We start from the raw sequence: 17330 nt of genomic DNA, 5'->3' as shown, positions 1-17330 counted from the left end.
TGGCTGGGCATTCCCATCCCCATCTGGGTGTTCGCGGCCATCGCGCTGGCCGGCGGCTTCCTGCTCAACCGCACACGCTACGGCCGCTACGTGCAGGCCATCGGCTCCAACGAACAGGTCGCGCGCTACTCCGCGGTGGCGGTGGACCGCGTGAAGGTGCTCACCTATGTGCTGCTCGGTGGCTGCGTGGCGGTGGCCACGCTGCTGTACGTGCCGCGCCTCGGATCGGCATCGCCCACCACGGGCCTGCTGTGGGAGCTCGAGGCCATCGCCGCCGTCATCGTCGGTGGCACCGCGCTCAAGGGCGGCGGGGGGCGCATCTTCGGCACCGTGGTCGGTGCCGTGCTGCTCTCCGTCATCAGCAACATCCTGAACCTCACCAGCATCATCAGCGTGTACCTGAACGCGGCGGTGCAGGGGTTCGTGATCATCGTCGTCGCCTTCCTTCAACGGGGGCGCCGGTGAGACGACCCGCGCGGTGCCTGCGGAGGCCGCGCGCTTACCTGTGACAGAGAAACCCAACCGGAGACAAACATGCAACGCAGACTGTTCGCCTTGACCGCTCTCGCCCTCGGTACCCTGCTCGGCGCGCCGGCATCCGCCCAGAACAAGCCCGTCATCGGCGTGTCCGTGCCCGCGGCCACGCACGGCTGGACGGGCGGGGTGGTGTACTGGGCCAACCGCACCAAGGACGAGGTGGAGAAGCAATACCCCGGCGTGAAGGTGATCGTGAAAACCGCCGCCTCGCCGTCCGAGCAGGCCAACCAGATCCAGGACCTGCAGGCCGTCAACAAGATCGACACGCTGGTGATCCTGCCCTTCGAATCGGCGCCGCTCACGCGGCCCGTGGCGCAGGTCAAGAGCAAGGGCGTGTTCGTGACCGTGGTCGACCGCGGCCTGACCGACCCCAACGCGCAGAACGCCTACGTGGCGGGCGACAACCCCGGCTTCGGCAAGGTGGCCGGCGAGTACATGGCCAAGGCCATGGGCGGCAAGGGCAACGTGGTCATCCTGCGCGGCATCCCCACCGTCATCGACAACCAGCGCGTGGACGCCTTCAACGAGGTGATGAAGGCGCACCCAGGCATCAAGGTGCTGGACGCCAAGCACGGCAACTGGAACCGCGACGACGCCTTCAAGGTGATGCAGGACTACCTCACGCGCTTCAAGCAGATCGACGCGGTGTGGGCGTCCGACGACGACATGGCGGTGGGCGTGCAGCGCGCCATCGAACAGGCCAAGCGCACCGACGTGAAGCTCGTGGTGGGCGGCGCCGGCGCCAAGGACTACATCAAGAAGGTCATGGACGGCGACAAGCTCGTCACCGCCAACGTCACCTACTCGCCCAGCATGATCGCCGACGCGCTCAAGCTCACGGCCGAGTCGCGGGTGAGCGGCAAGCCCATGCCGGCCACCACCATCATCCCGTCGGTGCTGGTGACCAAGGAGAACGCGGCGAAGTACTACTTCCCGGATTCGCCGTACTGAGCGCCAACGCGCCATGCGACGGCGCCGTGGCTTCGGCCACTGGCGCCGTCGCGCGTTTTCGGCGGGGCACCAGGCCTCAGGCCCCGGGGTGCTGGTGGCGGAATTCCTGGGTCTTTCCGCCGAAGCCGTACGCGGCGGCTCGCACGTCTTCCACGTGCACATAACTTTCGTGGTGCAGAGGGCCCAGCAGGGCGGCAAACCCCTCGAACGCCTCGGCGATGTAGCGCGCCTTCTCGGCCTTGGTGTTGGTCTCGTCCACCACCTTCACGTCGAAGTAGAAGCTGGCCAACTGGTGCTCGGCCAGTGATTTTCCGGCGACGAACCAGTCGTGCGGATCGACGTAGTCGATCACCACCGCGGTCAGGTCCCGCCGCTTGCCGAGCACACGGCTCGTCAGCTCGAGCAACATCTCGTTGATGCGAGCGGAGAGTTCGGTCGTGCGGGGCGCACCGATCTTGACGTTGAGGATGGGCATGGGAGTCTCCTTCGCTGCTGGGGTGGGTGGGTGCAGCCACTGTAGGCAGCCAGATGCACGCCGGAAACGGCCGCCATGCACAATCGGTTTTGCTCGCCACGCAAAGCCATGCCGGCGCGAGGCGTACCCGACCAGGAGCCCTCCGATGCGACCTTTTCTGCCCGACCCCGTCGACCTGCGCTGGCTGGTTCGCTCGCTGGAACTCAAATCCTTCTCGGCGGCGGCGCGGGAGATGGATGTGGCGGTGTCCGTCGTCTCGCGCGGTGTCGATCGCCTCGAAGCCGGCTTCGGCATCTCGCTGCTGCGGCGTTCCACGCACGGTTTGTCGGCCACGCCTGAAGGCGCCGAGCTGGTGCAAGGTGCGAGAGAGGTGCTGGGCCGGCTGGACGAAATGGCCGCGTCGTTCGACAAGCGACGCCACCATGTGGCCGGCTCGGTGCGCCTGGCGTCGAGCCAGGAGATCTGCGAGCAGCTCGTCGTGCCGCAGCTCGCGGCCCTGCGCGAGCGGCACCCGGCGCTGCGCATCGAACTGGTGGCCGACGACCGCGTCGTCGACCTCGTGACCGACGGCATCGACGTGGCGCTGCGCACCACGCTGGGCAACAGCGAAGCGGTGATCGCGCGCGAACTGGGCTCGTTCGAGCGACGCCTGTACGCCGCACCGGACTACCTGCGCCGGCACGGCCACCCGGCCGAGCCGGCGGACCTTCACCAGCACCAGACGGTCACGCACACCGCACAGGGGCCCGATGTCACCTGGGCGTTCCGCCAGGGCGGGCGCAAACTGGAAGTCACGCTCACATCGCAACTGGCGGCCAGCAGCACGGCCCTGCTCCACCGCGCGCTGGTGGCCGGTGCCGGCATCGGCATGCTGTCGCAACCCATGGCGGCCGCGGACGAGCGGGCGGGCCAGCTCGTCGAGGTGCTGAAGCCCTTCGCGCCGAAGAAGCGCTACACGATGTACGCCGTCTCCCTGCCGAACCGGCGCAACGCCTCGCGCATCCAGGCGGTGACCGCCTTCCTGCAGCAGGCGGCGCGCCAGTCCTGGGGGCTGGCGCCGCGCTGATCAAGCCTTCACTTCAACCACCTGCTCGAAGCCGCCGAAGATCATCCGCTTGCCATCGAAGGGCATGGGCGGGTTGCCCGGTGCGGACGGATCCATGCGCGGGTCTTCCATCATCTTTTTCATCGCCGCGTCCCGCGTGGCCTTGTCCGGCCACTCGACCCACGAAAAGGCCACGGTTTCCTCGGCCGTGGCTTGAACGGCGCGGCGGAAATCGGTGAGCTTGCCGTCGGGAACATCGCTGCCCCAGCCCTCGATCACACGGGTGGCACCCAGCTCGATGAATATCGGGTCGAGCTGGCGCGCGTGCTCGATGAACTTCTGCCTGTTGGCGGTGGGCACGGCGATGACGAAACCATCGATGTAGGACATGGCTCTCTCCTGTTGAGTGGATGGGTCGGTGCGCCCGTGAGCGGGCGCCTCCAATGGCTACGACGAACGACGGGACGCCCGATCGACATCCGTTTGTCGGGAGCTTGCCCTGGCTCACGGGCCGGGTGGGCTGGGTGGCCGCCGCCACACGCCGACCGGCGTGCGGCGAATGAAGTCGACCATCAGCGCCGCGGCCGTGGCCGCATGCGTCTCCAGCAGCAGGTGCCCCGCGTCGAGCACATGGGCCTCCATCCGCGGCAGCGCCCGCATCCACGACAGCACCTCGTCGAGTTCGAAGTACACGTCGTGCCGGCCCCAGACCATCAGGGCGGGTGGCTGCCAGCGCTCGAGGTACGCCGCGATGGCGTCGAAACGGGCGGCGTGGTTCGCGTAGTCGGCAATCAGCGATCGCTGCGTATCGAGCCGGCCCGGCAGGTTCATCAACCGCCAGTCTTCTTCCCAGTGCTGCGCGGGAATGCGCTCGGCCACGTCCGGCGGCACGCCGCCGAGGTAGGTATCGCGTGTGCCTTCAAGGCTCAGGTGCGCGGTGGCCGCCGCCTCGTTCTGTGGGTTCGGGTTCGACCAGTAGTCCCTCGTCGCGGCCCAGCCCGGCCCCCAGCCGGTTCGATGCGCGTTCGCGTTCTGAACGATGAGGCCCAGCACGCGTTCGGGCGCCTGCATGGCGATGTGCAAGCCCACCGGCGCGCCCCAGTCGTGCAGGTAGATGAAGCGCGGCCCGATGGCCAGGCGGTCCAGCAGCTCGGCGATGGACTGGCCGATGGCGGCGAAGGAAACCGCCGGCAGCGGATCGGATTCGCCGAAGCCGGGCATGTCGGGCGCGACGACGTGCGCGACCTGCGCCAGCGCGGGGATTACGTCCCTGAACATCCGCGCCGTGTTTGGCGTGCCGTGCAGCAGCAGCACGGCGGGCCTGGACGCATCGCCCGCCGTTATGAAAGACAGCTCGCCACCGCTGGGCAGGGAGACCTTTCTTCGACTGATCGGATCCATGTCGACGTTTCCTGCGTCACGAATGCGCGGGGGCTCGGGTGCGGCAATCGGTGTTCCTGGAGGATGGCGGGTCAACCGGTCGTCTGAGGCGTTCGCTGGTGCTCGGCAGCGGGGCACGACGCGACGGCTTGTTGGTCAGGACGGTCGGCAGCTAAAGACTGGTCTCGGACATTCATCATCGAGGCACTGATCGTTCACGACGGTGCCTTTCAGTCATTGAGGCAACCCGCGCTCGAAAGGCCGTAGGTCTTCGCAAAACAGTCGTTCCATCGAGTTCAGGAGACTGGGCAACCGATCACGGCTGGCAACCATGGCTCACTGCTGCGAGCGCCGTGTCTGATCAGATCTCTGTCTGCTCGGAGATCTCAAGCGCGTCATCGACTTAGACTCCGAGGTATCTCACGGTTGATTCGAGAGTGCCCGAGAAGCACTCGAACGGCACGTAGGTTCCTTGTGCGCTTGTAGATCAGCGTTGCCTTGGTTCGCCACGTCAAGAATCTGCTTTCCCAAGGCGATTTATAGATAGCCGACCCAGCCTTCACTAGCCACGACCTCGTTCATCCGTTGGTGGTGGGAGTAGGCCGCACAAAGTAGCTTGAAGCAGCAGTGGATTGAGGGACCAGTTCCACGCCGGACGAAGGCCCTTACCTCCACCGCCTCTCGTCTAACTGCTCGCACACCTCGTAGGTCTTGAACGCGAGCCGCGCCTTCTTGCAGCGGACTTTCGGGGCCATCGGTCCAAGCGCATCGGCAAGTTCTTGCCGCGTGACAAGTGACTTTGCACCGACGATAAGCTGGACTAAGCGCATGTCGTCGCCGAAAGACTTGAAGTACATGCCGTCCTCCTCCGTCGCGGGATCAAGGCTCAGGAACGCTCGATGCTCCTCCTCGTAAGCCCAATGTGCGAACTTGGTGCTGATCACGTCGATCATCCACGAGTGGTCGAGCTTTCTTTGCTCCAGCAGTTCCTCTAGGTTGCCGCCCGGTGACCTTTCATCGCGGTACTTCACTTTGGTCAGCATGTTGTCTTGCACCTCCAGCCCCATGCAGATGCCGCGATGACGGTCGGCGTAGTGCGCCCACTGCACCGGGTTACGCCAGTTCTGGCTAAAGCAGATCATGCCGGTGGTCTTGCTCATCTCCTTGCGGGTTGCCTGAAGTGCCCACCGATCCTCCGGACGTTCAAGCGCGGGTGCAGCCCATTCAAAAGGATCGTTGAGATTCTCCAAGTCGGAGATTTTCAATCGCTGCAGTCGAACGTTCGAGAGGGCGTGTGTTGCGCTGGTGAAGTAGTAAACGAGCATCATCACCTCCAGGCTGATTCTTCCTAGAACAGGTCGCCCATGGTAGGAGGCAGGTCCACCCTCGGGACACCCCCAAGGACCGACTGCCTCCTGTCGGCAGCGGTCACGGGGCGACATTCGCTACACATACAGAAATACTACTCCGCCAGCCTCCTCCGATACCTCGCCGGTAGACTGCCCGCGTTCATTACTTGGAGTTCACCTGTGAAGATGCCAAAGCACTGGGTTGGAGGACTGCTGTCCGCGCTGGCGGTCGTGGCCTTCGTGGGAATGTTCGCCTTCAGCGGTGAGCCGGTAGTCTCGTTCCTTGAGAGGACATCGGCAGAGCCTGTGCTGATTGCGCTGGGAACGCCCAACACAATCGCGTTCAACCTCTGCGGCGGCTACCTCATCACGGTCTTGTTCTGGTGGCTAGTGGTCTTCCTGCCCGACAGGCAGCGCCGGAGGGTGCTTCGGAGGAATCTCGCCTGGCAGTATGCCGAGTTCAGGAGACGAGCAATCCAAATCTGCGTGTGGGCAGCGGGGCTGTCGCTCAACACTGGCCAGATCGAGGAACTTACTGACCCAGTTGAGTTCAAGAAGTTCTTCGGCGGCAATCGGTGGTACGACGTAGCAAACGGGCTTCAAGGAAGCGAGCTGCGTCTTCACGAGCTTCAGACCGAAATGGAGGTCTTTACCCAGGAGGTCTCCTACACCCTCAACAACGTGATGATCCAGGATGATGACGTTCACCGCCTCCTTAAGAGGTTGAACGAACAGATTTTCAGGTTGCGACACGACGTTAAGTTCACCGACGACTCCGTGAAGTACGTCTGTCAGTTTTTATGGTCCGTCCTTGCGAACTGGAGCTTCGTCACCGGGTACACCGCAGACGACCCCATCAAGAAGCGCATCGACAAACTGTGAAGTTACCGCCCCCTTGATGACTCTTGTCCTCGCTATGGGGCCATCCTCAAGGCAGGTCGGCTACTCGGGGGAGTCGCTCTTGCCTCATCGTGCAAGTCCTTCGGGCTCGCCCACTGGTGCCCGTGGTGTATCCCCAAGCGAGCCTAGACAAGGCACCCAAAAAATGAACCCCGTCGTCCCACAGCGACTCGGCGACGATGACGGCCTTCGGCCAGAAGCGGTAGTTGCACCGATGTGGAAGCGGGCGTTCAACGTGAAGTTATGCCGCCGGCTCATGGGAGTGTTCCGAGCTGCTCAATGCCGGTCAGAGCCGCCGGACTGAACGAGTGATAGCTCCAGCGGGGGAGGCTGTTGTCATTCGCGTAGCTTTCGAGCTTTGCCTTGAGCGCAGGGAGATCAGGAGCGCCTATGACCTTAAGCACGGAAGGCAAGTAGGCTTGCGAGGATGCACGGGCGAAAATTTCGAATGGTCCGTGATGTCTTTGCGCGTACAACAGGGTGTCTGGCCACCACCTATGCCACGAATCAACGCCCATCATGTCGCCTCGAAGGAAGCAAACCAGATCAGCCTGCATAACATGACGGAATGCGAGCCCGGATGCGTGTGAGCGCTGCTCAAGCAAATCAGCCCGGAGTGAGGCGCGGCCCTTCTTAAGCCTTTGATTCCTGATTTCGAGTGACTTCACGTATTCCTGCAGCGCAGTAAAAGTGACGGTTGCATTCTTTCCATAGTCAGAATTGCCAGGCACATAGTACGGTTGCCCTAACAGGTAGTCTGTGACGCCGAAATGTTCTCCCTTCAGGAGAAGAGCTACGCCGTACAGGAAAAGTTCATGCACGATGAACTTGAAGTTGTCGAAGTCGAGCTCGTTCCATTGATTGCTGTGTGGAGGCCGGTCCAGGTAGGGAATGAGTGACTCGTAGAACCGGTGCAAGCGAGTTGAGTAGCTACTGGTGTCTGCGTACTGAGCCAGTGTGGTCAGAACCTGAAGAAACTCGTTTCGAGCGGGGAGAAAATCCTCGATGGACTTGGCAACGCGGTCGTCAAGCTCTCCCTCATCTGCCACGAGTCGAAACCGCTCAAGCTGCTCAGTGAACGTAGTGAGGTACTCGTCAACAGCACCTCTCGCATAGGCCTTTTCGTTTCTTAGGCTGTCGACGGCTCTTTTCGCAAGCGGAGTTGTCCCGAGAACAGGCGCATTGGCGTCGGTGATGAATGAGGGTGGTTTTCCAATTTCCGGCTTCTTGAACAAAGGCTTATCAAACACCCACCGCACAAGCTTTTCGAAGTTCTCCGCGTATCGCTCGCTTTCGCTCAGGTCAATGTAGATACGAGACTTGTAGTAGGTAGGAAGGAACGGCTTTCCGTCCGCGTCTTTCTCGGCGACCACCGCCACAAACTTGCCCTGATCCTGCTTTGCGTACACCTCGGCCGAAATGATCTGGGTCTCCGTACCTACACCGCCCGCCCTCCCGTCCGCCTTAGTAGCGTAGATCTTGTCGCACACAAGGGCGACCTTGGAGATGCTCGGGTCGGTAACCATTTTCTCCATGAACGCAATCGCGTCATGGCCTTCACGTAGGTCCCACTTGTCGAGAACCACGTCGATACCACTAGCAACCAGTTCATTGGCCAAATCCACAACCCACTGCTCATGCTGAGGGTTCGACCAACTGTATGAAACGAACAGACGGGGTGCACTCACGGTGTCATTGCCTCCAAGGTACAACGTTCGACATGAGCGGCGGCTTCGGGGTGGCGCAGCCAGCTCCAAGACATGTGCTCGATGGAGGGGTTAGCTTACGGGTTGAACGCTGCGGCCGAACGTGCCTACCACGCTTCTCTCTACTCACTACCCTACCAAAACTATCGGTTGCGTTGGCATCGTAGTCGGGCCACTCAAATACCTTCTACTGCTACGTCTGCATTAACTCCAACAGATGACTTTCACTATCTGCAATCTCCTAGAGAATTTGAAGCTGCTTTGTGGCAAGCGCTGCTCGCTCAACCTACCTTCTCACCGGCAGCAATCGCTGCAAATGAGACGTCCAGAGCGGATCGGTAGCAGCCGGTCTGAGCTAGCCACCCTATTTGCTCAGCAGCGCTTCGATTGACACATCGAGCGCCGCCGCGAGCCGCGCCAACGTATGCAGCGACGGGTTGCGCGCCTGGCGTTCGATGTGCGCAATGACGGCCCTGCTGACACCTGATTGCTGAGCCAACCCGTCCTGGCTCAGCATCAGCCGCTTCCTTGCCGCCACGAGGTTCTGTGCAACCACCGCCTCGATGAAGACCTCGGGCCCCTGTCGCGCGACAGGCCGCTTCCCAAACAACGAGCCCGCTTGGACCCCCAGCGCCTGTGCCAACTTCTCGACGGTGCTCAACGACGGATTCGAGCGCCCCTTCTCCAGGTACTGCAGCATCCGCTCGCTGACATGCGCCTGGTCTGCCAAGGCACGCATGCTCCATTCACCCGTTGTGCGCAGAGCAGTGAGGTTGCGAGCCAGATTGAGCGAATACGAAGGGTCAGGGGCAAGGTCGGACACCCGAAAAGTGTTGACGACCTCTCCAAGGCGGTGCCGCAATATCCGTCACCGCAATATTGGGCACAATTGCCTCCTTTCACAGGGAGTAAGTACGTGTTCATCACCGCCCCCGGCCTCGTCCAGTTCCTTCACCCCTCAAAGGTCGCCCCACGCCAGACCCACTGGCCCGCCATCACGCTCGCGCTGGAGCGCCCTTGGTACCTGCTCGTCCATCAGGTGTCCTTCAATGGCCAGAAGGTCTCGCAGACCTCCCTGGTGGCCTGGGACCACACGTTGCTGGACCTGCTGGCCCAGATTCCCGTGGCGGACCTCAGCGGCATCGCGCGCCTGGACCGGCGCCGCGAGACCGGCCCGAGCTGGGCGCTGGAGTGGATCGGCGCGCTGTGGGCGCCAGCGCCTTGCGAGTCTCCTGCCCTGGGCCCCTTGGTGTTCCAACTGGGCCAGGACCCGCAGTTGCGCAACACCGACCTGTTGCCCGTGGCCGAGGCCCCAGGCCGGCGTCTGCTGTACGAGGCCTCGTCGAGAAGCACCACGTATTCAAGAAAAAGCCCGCCGCCATAAAGGCGAGCGGGCCAAAGCTGTCGAGCGACCAGAAGCCAACAACAGCAACTGCTGGATGCCAGACACCGCGTGGCGTCTGGCCTGTCGCGATTGTACTGTATGTCCGTACAGTGTCTGGCCGCCCTGGCTGAAGCCAGCTAACCCAACCGCTCCGCCAAAAAATCCAGCACCGCGCGCACCGATGGCAGCAGGCTGCGGCGGTGAGGCACCAGCGCGGTGGTGGTGACGCGGCCCGCCGTCCAGCGCGCCAGCACACGCACCAGCTCGCCGCGCGCCAGGTGGTGCCGGCAGATGCTCTCGGGCAGGCACACGATGCCCAGGCCGGCCGTGGCCGCGTGCAGCAAGGCCACGGACTCGTCGGCCACCAGGCGCGGTTGCGGCTCCACGGTCTGCACGGTGTCTGCCTTCTCTCGGCTCAAGGTCCAGCGCGTGGCGTCCGCGCCCGTGAGCAGGCCGTGGTGCGCCGCCAGATCGGCCGGCTGGCGCGGTACGCCGTGTTCGCGCAGATAGGCCGGGGCCGCGACGAGCATCACAGGCTCCACCATGAGCGTGCGCTGCACCAGGCCCGAGTCCGGCAAGGGGGCGAAGTGGCTGCGCAGCGCGATGTCGTAGCCCTCCTGCACCAGGTCCACGAAGCGGTCGCTGGCGTGCAGTTGCAGTTGCAGGCGGGGCCAGGTGCGGGCCAGCGCGGGCAGGTGGGGCGCGAGCTGGAACTGCACCACGGGCACGGCGGCGGTGAGCCGCACGGTGCCGCTGGGTTCGGCCAGGCGCGACTGCACCACCTGCTGTGCGCTCTCCACCTCCACCAGCGCGGCGCGCGCGTGTTGGTAGAAGTCGTGTCCGGTGTCGGTGAGGCGAAAGCTGCGCGAGCTGCGCTCGATGAGGCGCACGCCGAGGCTGGCTTCCAGCGCGGCCACGCGTTTGCTGAGGGTGGATTTCGGCACCGAGAAGCGCCGGGCCGCCGGCGCGAAGCCGCCGCTTTCCACGGCCTGGGCGAACAGGGTGAGGTCGTTCAGGTTCATGCAGCCATTGTCCACAGGTGTGGACTTTGCGTTGCCTTTTGCCCGTCTAGGCGGCCATCGTCCACGCCTCAAGAATGCGCTCCTTCGTCAACGCAACAGGAGCAACACCATGAATCCGATTCTTTTCTACGGCGTGCCCGAGGGCTGTTCGTTCGGCGCCATCGTGGCGCTGGAGTGGAGCGGCCTGCCCTACCAGCTGTGCCGCATCCAGATGCCCGAGGTGGTGAGCGGCGAGGCCTTCAAGCGCATCAACCCGGTGGGCGCAACGCCCTCCCTGCGCACGGCCGATGGCCGCGTCGTGAGCCAGAGCCTGGCCATCCTGCACCACATCGGCGCGGCGTCGCCCGCCAGCGGGCTGGTGCCTGCACCGGGCAGCGCGGCGTTCGACCGCTTCAACGAGATGCTGGCGTTTCTGAACACCGACTTCTTCGAATCGTTTGCACCGCTGTGGTACGCGATGGAGCACGGCCTGCAGGGCGAGGCCTTGCGCGCGGTGAAGGCGATGGGGCATCACAAGGTGCGGCGCGCACACGCCGCGCTGGAAGGCCTGCTGGACGGCCGCGACTGGCTGGTGGGCGATCGCCGCAGCGCGGCGGACGCGTACCTGATGGGCATCGCGCGCTGGAACGATTTCCACCAGGTGCTGGACCGCCGCGACTACCCCGCGCTGCACGCCTTGTGCGAGCGCCTGCAGGCCGACCCGGCGGTGCGGTTCGCCCATGGGGTGGAGCACGGCGAGCCGGTGCGCAGCACCGGGGCCTTTGCCGGCCACGTCGAGCTGGACGAGGTCTTGGCCACCGCCGTCTGACAAGGCGCTCACCGGGGGGGCGGCGCCCGCCCCTACTGGGCGCTGCCGATCGGCAGGCGCTGCACCCGCTTCCCGGTCACCCGGAACCACGCGTTCACCACCGCCGGGATCAAGGGCGGCAACGCGGGCTCGCCCACGCCGCCGGGCGCGGCCTCGCTCGGCACGATGTCCACCTCGATGCGCGGCATCTGGCTCAGGCGCAGCACCGGCTGGTCGTGGAAGTTGGATGCCTGGGGCACGCCGCGGTCGATCTCCACGCCGCCGTACAACAGGGCCGACAGGCCATAGACGATGGAGCTTTGCATCTGCGCGCGCACCTGCTGCGGGTTGATGGCGGTGCCGCAGTCCACCGCGCAGCTCACGCGCTGCACGGCGGGCAGGCCACCGGCCTCGCGCACGTCGGCGGCGATGGCGACGACGGAGCCGAAGATCTCCACCATGGCGATGCCGCGCCCCACGCCGCTGGCCGGCGGCTGGTCCCAGCCGTGGCGCTGCGCGGCCGTGTCCAGCACGCGCCGGTGGCGCGGCCTGTCGGCCAGCATGTCGCGGCGGAAGCGGTAGGGGTCCTGGCCCGCCAGGTCGGCCATCTCGTCGATGACGGCCTCGATGGGCAGGCAGTTCTGGTTGCCACCGGGCGTGCGCCAGAACCAGATGGGCACGCCGATGTCGTGCTCGACCCATTCGACGCGCAGGTTGGGGATGCGGTACGGCGGGGCCAGGCACTCGGTGGCGTAGAGGTCCACGCCATTGGGTTTGCGCAGGAAAGCGAAGCCGGTCCACTTGGCGATGGAGGGCACGGCGATGCGCGCGCTCAGCATGGCCAGGCGGCCCTGCGCGTCCAGGCCGGCGCTCACGCGGATGCGGCTCATGGCGCGGTAGTAGCCGCTTTTCATGTCGTCTTCGCGTGTGTAGACGAGCTTGACCGGGCGGCCGGTGGCGCGGGCCACCTCGGCCGCGGGCTGCACGAAGTCCGGCGTGCCGCGCCGCCCGAAGGCGCCGCCCATGAGGGTGGTGTGGACCGTCACCTGCTCGGGCCGCAGGCCCGCCACGGCGGCCACGGTGCGCTGGGTGGTGGTGGCGTTCTGCGTGCCGACCCAGACCTCGGCCGCGTCCGCGCGGATGTGCACGGTGCAGTTCAGCGGCTCCATGGGCGCCTGCGCCAGGAAGGGCTGGTCGAACTCGCGCGTGAGGGTGCGCAGGCCCTCGGTGTTGCGCACGTCGCCGCTGTTGTGGTCGACGATGCCCTCGCGGTCCAGGGCCTCGGCGTAGCCGCGCCGCAGAGCGTCGGCGTCGAGCGCGGCCAGTGGGCTGTCGGTCCATTCCACGACCAGCGCCTGGCGCCCTTGCAGCGCGGCCCACATGTGCTCGGCCACCACGGCCACGCCGCCATTGGAGAGTTGAACCACCTGGCGCACGCCGGGCAGGGCCAGGGCCGCGCGGCTGTCCACCGCGCGGGCGCGTGCGCCGAAGGCCGGCGGGAAGGCCACCACGGCGGTGAGCAGGCCGGGCCGTTTCACGTCGAGGCTGTAGCGCGCGCTGCCATTGGTCTTGGCCGGCGTGTCCAGGCGCGGCAGGGGCTTGCCGATGTGCTTGAACTCGGCCGCGCTCTTGAGCAGGGGCGGCGTGGGCACGGGCTCGCGGCTGGCGGCCTCGGCCATCTCGCCGTAGGTGGCGCGCAGACCACCGGGGCCGAGCAGCACGCTGTCGCGCGTGTGGATGCGCGCGGCGTCCACATTCCAGCGGCGCGCGGCGGCGCTCACCAGCATGGCGCGCGCGGTGGCGCCGGACAGGCGCAGGCGCGTCCAGTTGGCGCGGATGGAGGTGGAGCCGCCGGTGTTGACCATGGGCGCGTTCGGGTTGGCGTAGTCCAGGTGCACGGGCGCCTGCTCCACGCGCACACGTCGCCAGTCGGCGTCGAGTTCGTCGGCCACGATCTGCGCGAAGCCGGTGTGCACGCCCTGCCCCATCTCGGCCTTGCCACACAACACGGTGATCTGGCCGTCGCGGGCGATGCGCACGTAGGCGGTGGGCGCGTATTCGCCCTCGGGCAGGTCGCGCTGGTAATGCGGCAGGTCGTGCGGCAGGCCTTGCGCCCCCTGCTGCGCGAAGGCCTCGGCCGGCAGGCCGTAGCCCACCACGAGGCCACCGCCCAGCGCGGCACCGGCCTGCAGGAAGCGGCGGCGCGTCGGCAGGGCCGGGGCGTCGACTTCGTTCACGGGCGCGTTCACTGGACTACCCTCCGTGCTGCGCACTGCGGGGCTGAGCGCCTTGGGAGCGGCCCGGCGGCGCTCATGTCGATGCCTCCGCGGCGTCGACGATGGCGGCCTGGATGCGCTCGTAGGTGCCGCAGCGGCACACATTGCCGTCCATGGCCTCGTGGATCTGCGCAACCGACGGGCGCGGCTCGCGCTGCAGCAGGGCCACGGCGCTCATGATCTGGCCCGACTGGCAATAGCCGCACTGCGGCACGTCGTGCGCGACCCAGGCCGCTTGCACGCGCCGGCCCGCGGGTGTGCGGTCGATGGCCTCGATGGTGAGGACGCGGCGGCCCTGCACGCTGGACAGCGGCGTCTGGCAGGAGCGCACGGCCTGGCCGTCCAGGTGCACGGTGCAGGCGCCGCACAGCGCCAGGCCGCAGCCGTACTTGGTGCCGGTCAGGCCCGCGAGGTCGCGCAGGGCCCACAGCAGCGGCATGTCGGGCGCGCCGTCGAGCGAGACGCTGCGCTCGTTGAGGGTGAAACGCACCGTCATGCCGCGCCCCCGCCGAGCTGCAGCACCTCGTGCACGGTGCTGGCGTGGTCGCCGCCCACGCGCGTGCCACCGCCAAAGACGTGGATGCGGTCGCCCACCGTGGCCGCGCCCAGGCCGTGGCGCGGTGTGGGCAGAGGCGGCAAGGCGCTCCAGCGGTCGCTGGCGGGCTCGTAGACCCAGGCGTCGGCGAAGACCTTCTGCTCGGGCACCCACTGCTCGCCGCCAAAGACGTACAGGCGCCCGCCGTGGGCCGCGGCGGCCAGGCCACCCTGCGCCTGGGGCATGGGGGCGCGCGTGGTCCAGCGGTCGCTGGCGGGGTCGTACACCTCCAGGTGCGGCACGTTCACCTGGCGCAGCGAGCCGTCGGCCTGCTTCAGCGCCTGGCGCCCGCCCACCACGTAGAGGCGGTTGTCGATGACGGCACTGGCCGCGCTGTTGCGCGCGGTGGGCGCGTTGGCGATGGGGGACCAGCGCCCGCTGGCGGGGTCGAACACCAGGCCGCGCGCGGTGTCCGCGTGTTGGTTGAAGTGGCGCGCGGCCTCGTGCTCGCGCACGCGCCCACCCACCAGGTAGAGCCGGCCGGCGATGCCGGCGAACACGCCCTCGGCTGAGGCATAGGGCAGTGGCGCGCCCTCGCTCCAGCGGTTGGCGGCGGGGTCGTACACGTACGTCGAGGCCTGGGCGCGCCAATTGGGGAAGCCGCCGCTGAAGCCGCCGACACCGTGGATCAGCCCGCCGGCCGCGGCCAGCGCGATGTGGTGGCGCGCCTCGGGCAGCGTGGCCAGGCGCGTCCAGCGGTCCGTGGCGGGGTCGTAGGACTCGAAGTGCGCGGAGTAGCCGGTGTTCGGGTTGAGCAGGCCACCGGCCACGTAGATGCGGCCGTTCAGGACCTCGGGGTAGAGCTCCTGGCGCGCCAGCGAGGGCGCGGCGGCGCTGGTCCAGCGCGGCGCGGCGGTCTGCGCCAGCGCGGGGCGCATGAGGGGCGCTGCCGCCAGGGCGGCGGCGGTGCGCAAGAGAGGCGCCACCGCGATGGCGGCGGCGCCCAGGAAAGTGTCGCGTCGTTGCATGCTCGGTCCTCGTGCGTTGGGGTGAGGCCGATGCTAGGCAAGCGAGCGCAATGAATCAGCCAGGCGTGACCGAACAGATTGATCGGTCAGCGCAAACAATCGCGCGGAACGTTCTCAGCGGCCTGCATGCGTTCATCGACCTCGCAGGCGTGCGGCGGGTCTGCGTCTGAACCCTAAGCCCGCGAGGCCGGTGCCTGCTTCTGCCGCAGCCGGTACAGCCCCACATCCACCCGCCCGCTGCGAAACCCCGCCTCGCAGTAGCAGAGGTAGTACAGCCACAGCCGCCGGAAGGCCTCGTCAAAGCCTTGCGTGGCGATGGCGGGCCAGGCCGCCAGGAAGCGCCGCCGCCACTCGGCCAGGGTGCGCGCGTAGCCCTCGCCGAAGCACTGCTGTGCTTCGATTTCGAAGCCCGCGCGCTCGGCGTGTTCGCGCAGCGCGCTCGGGCTGGGCAGCATGCCCCCGGGGAAGATGCAGCGCTGGATGAAGTCCGCGCCCCGGCGGTAGGACTCGAAGCGGTCGTCAGCGATGGTGATGGCCTGCAGCACCACCACGCCGCCGGGCTTGAGGCGTTGGCGCAGGGTGTCGAAGTAGGTGGGCCAGTAGGCCTCGCCCACGGCTTCGATCATTTCGATGGAGACGATGCGGTCGTATTGGCCCTGCACGTCGCGGTAGTCCTGCAGGCGCAGCTCGACTTGGTCGGCCACGCCCCAGTCCCTGGCGCGTTCGGTGGCGAAGGCCAGTTGTTCGCTGGAGAGCGTGAGGCCGGTGAGCCGCGCGCCGTGCCGCTGCGCGAGCGTGGCGGCCAGGGTGCCCCAGCCACAGCCGATCTCCAGCACCTCGCCGCCGGCGGGCGTGTCCAGCATCTGCACAATGCGTTCGAGCCGGCGCGCCTGCGCGGCCTCCAGGGTGTCGTCGGGCGCGTCGCTGTAGAGCGCGCTGGAGTACAGCATGCTGTCGTCGAGCCACTGGCGGTAGAAGCCGTTGCCGAGGTCGTAGTGGAAGGCGATGTTGTGGCGGCTGCCGCGCCGGCTGTTGGCGCGCAGGCGGTGGCCCAGGCGCGCGAGCCAGCGCGCGGGGCGGCTGCCGTCGAGCAGCGAACCCCAGGCCGCTTCGTTGGCCAGGCCGAACTCCAGCAGGGCCAGCAGGTCGGGGCTGTCCCAGTCGCCGTCGCGAAAGGCCAGGGCCAGGCCCAGGTCGCCTTGCAGGAACAGGCGCTCCAGCGCGCGCCAGCGCCGCAGTTGCAGGCTGGCCTGGGGCCCGGGCTCCTGGCCCAGGACGTCGAGGCTGCGGCCGTTGGGCAGGCGCAGCGCCAGGCGGCCATGGCGCGTGCGGCCCAGCAGCCAGCGCAGGGGCGACCAGGCCTGGGTCGGTTGGGGGCTCGGGACGGTGGAGGTGGGCGGGTTCATGTGGGCTCGCGGGGGGCTCGGGCCGGGGGCACGACGGTGATGTCCTGGTCGGGCGCGGGCGGCTGCGCGTGCCAGGGCACGCGCTTGAGCCACAACCGCAGGGCTTCCCAGTGGATGGCGGCGACGACCTTGAGGGTCAGCAAGGGGTGGGTGAAGAACACGCGCAGCAGCGCGGCGTCGCTCAGCTCGCGGCGCAGGCCGTCCTGGCGCGCGACCAACAGTTCGCCTTCGGCGTCGTGCACCTCCACGCAGACGGACACGCGCTCGCCGGGCGGCGCGACGCGGAAGTGGTACGCCATGTCCATGCCGTTGAAGGGCGAGACGTGCAGGCGCTTGTCCACGCGCTGGCGGATGCTGGCGGCAGCCGGCTCGTGCACGGGAATGAGGTAGCGGTGCCGCTGGCCGAAGGTGTTGTTGACTTCGTAGATCAGCGCGCAGAGCGCACCATCCGGCGCATGGCAGAACCACACGCTCAGGGGGTTGAACACGTGGCCCAGCAGGCGCGGCAGCGTGAGCAGGCGGATGGCCCCGCCCGTGGGCAGGCCGGCG

Annotated in this window: 18 protein-coding genes and 1 pseudogene; 6 read left to right on the top strand and 13 right to left on the bottom strand. The window is 66.9% G+C overall.

Going from position 1 to position 17330, the window contains the following annotated elements:
- A partial coding sequence (locus VLG41_RS19655; protein WP_414652519.1) for an ABC transporter permease occupies nt 1-465 on the top strand: 465 nt, incomplete at its 5' end.
- A 69-nt stretch (nt 466-534) separates the two neighbouring features.
- Complete coding sequence (locus tag VLG41_RS19650; protein WP_291023277.1) at nt 535-1488, top strand: ABC transporter substrate-binding protein; 954 nt, start codon at nt 535-537, stop codon at nt 1486-1488.
- Nucleotides 1489-1564: 76 nt separating this feature from the next.
- Here VLG41_RS19650 and VLG41_RS19645 read toward each other — a convergent pair whose 3' ends face one another.
- Complete coding sequence (locus tag VLG41_RS19645) at nt 1565-1963, bottom strand: 4-oxalocrotonate tautomerase family protein (protein ID WP_325351079.1); 399 nt, start codon at nt 1961-1963, stop codon at nt 1565-1567.
- Between the two features lie 145 nt (nt 1964-2108).
- On the opposite strand from VLG41_RS19645, the gene VLG41_RS19640 reads away from it, so the two are divergent.
- Complete coding sequence (locus tag VLG41_RS19640; protein ID WP_325351078.1) at nt 2109-3029, top strand: LysR family transcriptional regulator; 921 nt, start codon at nt 2109-2111, stop codon at nt 3027-3029.
- On the opposite strand, the gene VLG41_RS19635 is transcribed toward VLG41_RS19640, so the two are convergent.
- From VLG41_RS19635 to VLG41_RS19620, 4 genes and pseudogenes are all read right to left on the bottom strand, one after another.
- A complete protein-coding gene (locus VLG41_RS19635; RefSeq protein WP_325351077.1) occupies nt 3030-3398 on the bottom strand; it encodes a DUF1428 domain-containing protein in 369 nt (122 codons plus the stop codon).
- A gap of 114 nt (nt 3399-3512) precedes the next feature.
- The gene (locus VLG41_RS19630; RefSeq protein WP_325351076.1) at nt 3513-4409 is read right to left on the bottom strand and encodes an alpha/beta hydrolase; all 897 of its coding nucleotides are present in this window, start codon (nt 4407-4409) and stop codon (nt 3513-3515) included.
- Nucleotides 4410-4791: 382 nt separating this feature from the next.
- Nucleotides 4792-4894 (bottom strand): annotated as a pseudogene (locus VLG41_RS19625) (integrase); the annotation flags it as partial.
- Between the two features lie 159 nt (nt 4895-5053).
- Nucleotides 5054-5713, bottom strand: a complete 660-nt coding sequence (locus tag VLG41_RS19620) for a DUF2971 domain-containing protein (RefSeq protein ID WP_325351075.1) — start codon at nt 5711-5713, stop codon at nt 5054-5056.
- 204 nt (nt 5714-5917) lie between these two features.
- Between VLG41_RS19620 and VLG41_RS19615 the strand changes: the two genes are divergently transcribed.
- Nucleotides 5918-6619 (top strand): hypothetical protein, encoded by a 702-nt coding sequence (locus tag VLG41_RS19615; RefSeq protein ID WP_325351074.1) that lies wholly within the window; start codon nt 5918-5920, stop codon nt 6617-6619.
- A 272-nt stretch (nt 6620-6891) separates the two neighbouring features.
- On the opposite strand, the gene VLG41_RS19610 is transcribed toward VLG41_RS19615, so the two are convergent.
- A complete protein-coding gene (locus VLG41_RS19610; RefSeq protein WP_325351073.1) occupies nt 6892-8325 on the bottom strand; it encodes an SEFIR domain-containing protein in 1434 nt (477 codons plus the stop codon).
- Nucleotides 8326-8707: 382 nt separating this feature from the next.
- Entirely contained in the window at nt 8708-9166 is a 459-nt protein-coding gene (locus VLG41_RS19605; RefSeq protein ID WP_325351072.1) for a helix-turn-helix transcriptional regulator, read from the bottom strand.
- Between the two features lie 93 nt (nt 9167-9259).
- On the opposite strand from VLG41_RS19605, the gene VLG41_RS19600 reads away from it, so the two are divergent.
- Nucleotides 9260-9727, top strand: coding sequence for a hypothetical protein (locus VLG41_RS19600; protein WP_325351071.1), 468 nt, complete (start codon nt 9260-9262; stop codon nt 9725-9727).
- A gap of 137 nt (nt 9728-9864) precedes the next feature.
- Here the strand turns inward: VLG41_RS19600 and VLG41_RS19595 are convergent, their stop codons facing one another.
- Nucleotides 9865-10749 carry a LysR substrate-binding domain-containing protein gene (locus tag VLG41_RS19595; protein WP_325351070.1) on the bottom strand — a complete coding sequence of 295 codons (885 nt, stop codon included), beginning with the start codon at nt 10747-10749 and terminating at the stop codon, nt 9865-9867.
- Nucleotides 10750-10858: 109 nt separating this feature from the next.
- Between VLG41_RS19595 and VLG41_RS19590 the strand changes: the two genes are divergently transcribed.
- Entirely contained in the window at nt 10859-11557 is a 699-nt protein-coding gene (locus VLG41_RS19590; protein ID WP_325351069.1) for a glutathione S-transferase family protein, read from the top strand.
- 32 nt (nt 11558-11589) lie between these two features.
- Here the strand turns inward: VLG41_RS19590 and VLG41_RS19585 are convergent, their stop codons facing one another.
- The 5 genes from VLG41_RS19585 to VLG41_RS19565 form a co-directional block, all read right to left on the bottom strand.
- The gene (locus VLG41_RS19585; RefSeq protein ID WP_325351068.1) at nt 11590-13785 is read right to left on the bottom strand and encodes a xanthine dehydrogenase family protein molybdopterin-binding subunit; all 2196 of its coding nucleotides are present in this window, start codon (nt 13783-13785) and stop codon (nt 11590-11592) included.
- Nucleotides 13786-13846: 61 nt separating this feature from the next.
- Entirely contained in the window at nt 13847-14308 is a 462-nt protein-coding gene (locus VLG41_RS19580) for a (2Fe-2S)-binding protein (protein ID WP_325351067.1), read from the bottom strand.
- Nucleotides 14305-15375, bottom strand: a complete 1071-nt coding sequence (locus VLG41_RS19575; RefSeq protein ID WP_325351066.1) for a Kelch repeat-containing protein — start codon at nt 15373-15375, stop codon at nt 14305-14307. The genes VLG41_RS19580 and VLG41_RS19575 overlap by 4 nt, the downstream gene beginning before the upstream one ends.
- Before the next feature lie 173 nt (nt 15376-15548).
- Nucleotides 15549-16781 carry a cyclopropane-fatty-acyl-phospholipid synthase family protein gene (locus tag VLG41_RS19570; protein ID WP_325351065.1) on the bottom strand — a complete coding sequence of 411 codons (1233 nt, stop codon included), beginning with the start codon at nt 16779-16781 and terminating at the stop codon, nt 15549-15551.
- On the bottom strand, nt 16778-17330 hold a 553-nt coding region (locus VLG41_RS19565), incomplete at its 5' end, for a DUF1365 domain-containing protein (protein ID WP_325351064.1). The genes VLG41_RS19570 and VLG41_RS19565, both read right to left, overlap by 4 nt.

This window comes from Hydrogenophaga sp. (genome assembly GCF_035481345.1).
Classification (GTDB): domain Bacteria; phylum Pseudomonadota; class Gammaproteobacteria; order Burkholderiales; family Burkholderiaceae_C; genus Hydrogenophaga.
The sequence above is the reverse complement of the archived record's forward strand: the minus strand, read 5'-3'. Positions and strand labels throughout refer to the sequence as shown.

Coding starts and splice junctions, on each gene's coding strand:
- VLG41_RS19650 (WP_291023277.1), top strand. CDS start 535: ATGCAACGCAGACTGTTCGCCTTGACCGCTCTCGCCCTCGGTACCCTG.
- VLG41_RS19645 (WP_325351079.1), bottom strand. CDS start 1,963: ATGCCCATCCTCAACGTCAAGATCGGTGCGCCCCGCACGACCGAACTC.
- VLG41_RS19640 (WP_325351078.1), top strand. CDS start 2,109: ATGCGACCTTTTCTGCCCGACCCCGTCGACCTGCGCTGGCTGGTTCGC.
- VLG41_RS19635 (WP_325351077.1), bottom strand. CDS start 3,398: ATGTCCTACATCGATGGTTTCGTCATCGCCGTGCCCACCGCCAACAGG.
- VLG41_RS19630 (WP_325351076.1), bottom strand. CDS start 4,409: ATGGATCCGATCAGTCGAAGAAAGGTCTCCCTGCCCAGCGGTGGCGAG.
- VLG41_RS19620 (WP_325351075.1), bottom strand. CDS start 5,713: ATGCTCGTTTACTACTTCACCAGCGCAACACACGCCCTCTCGAACGTT.
- VLG41_RS19595 (WP_325351070.1), bottom strand. CDS start 10,749: ATGAACCTGAACGACCTCACCCTGTTCGCCCAGGCCGTGGAAAGCGGC.
- VLG41_RS19590 (WP_325351069.1), top strand. CDS start 10,859: ATGAATCCGATTCTTTTCTACGGCGTGCCCGAGGGCTGTTCGTTCGGC.
- VLG41_RS19580 (WP_325351067.1), bottom strand. CDS start 14,308: ATGACGGTGCGTTTCACCCTCAACGAGCGCAGCGTCTCGCTCGACGGC.
- VLG41_RS19575 (WP_325351066.1), bottom strand. CDS start 15,375: ATGCAACGACGCGACACTTTCCTGGGCGCCGCCGCCATCGCGGTGGCG.
- VLG41_RS19570 (WP_325351065.1), bottom strand. CDS start 16,781: ATGAACCCGCCCACCTCCACCGTCCCGAGCCCCCAACCGACCCAGGCC.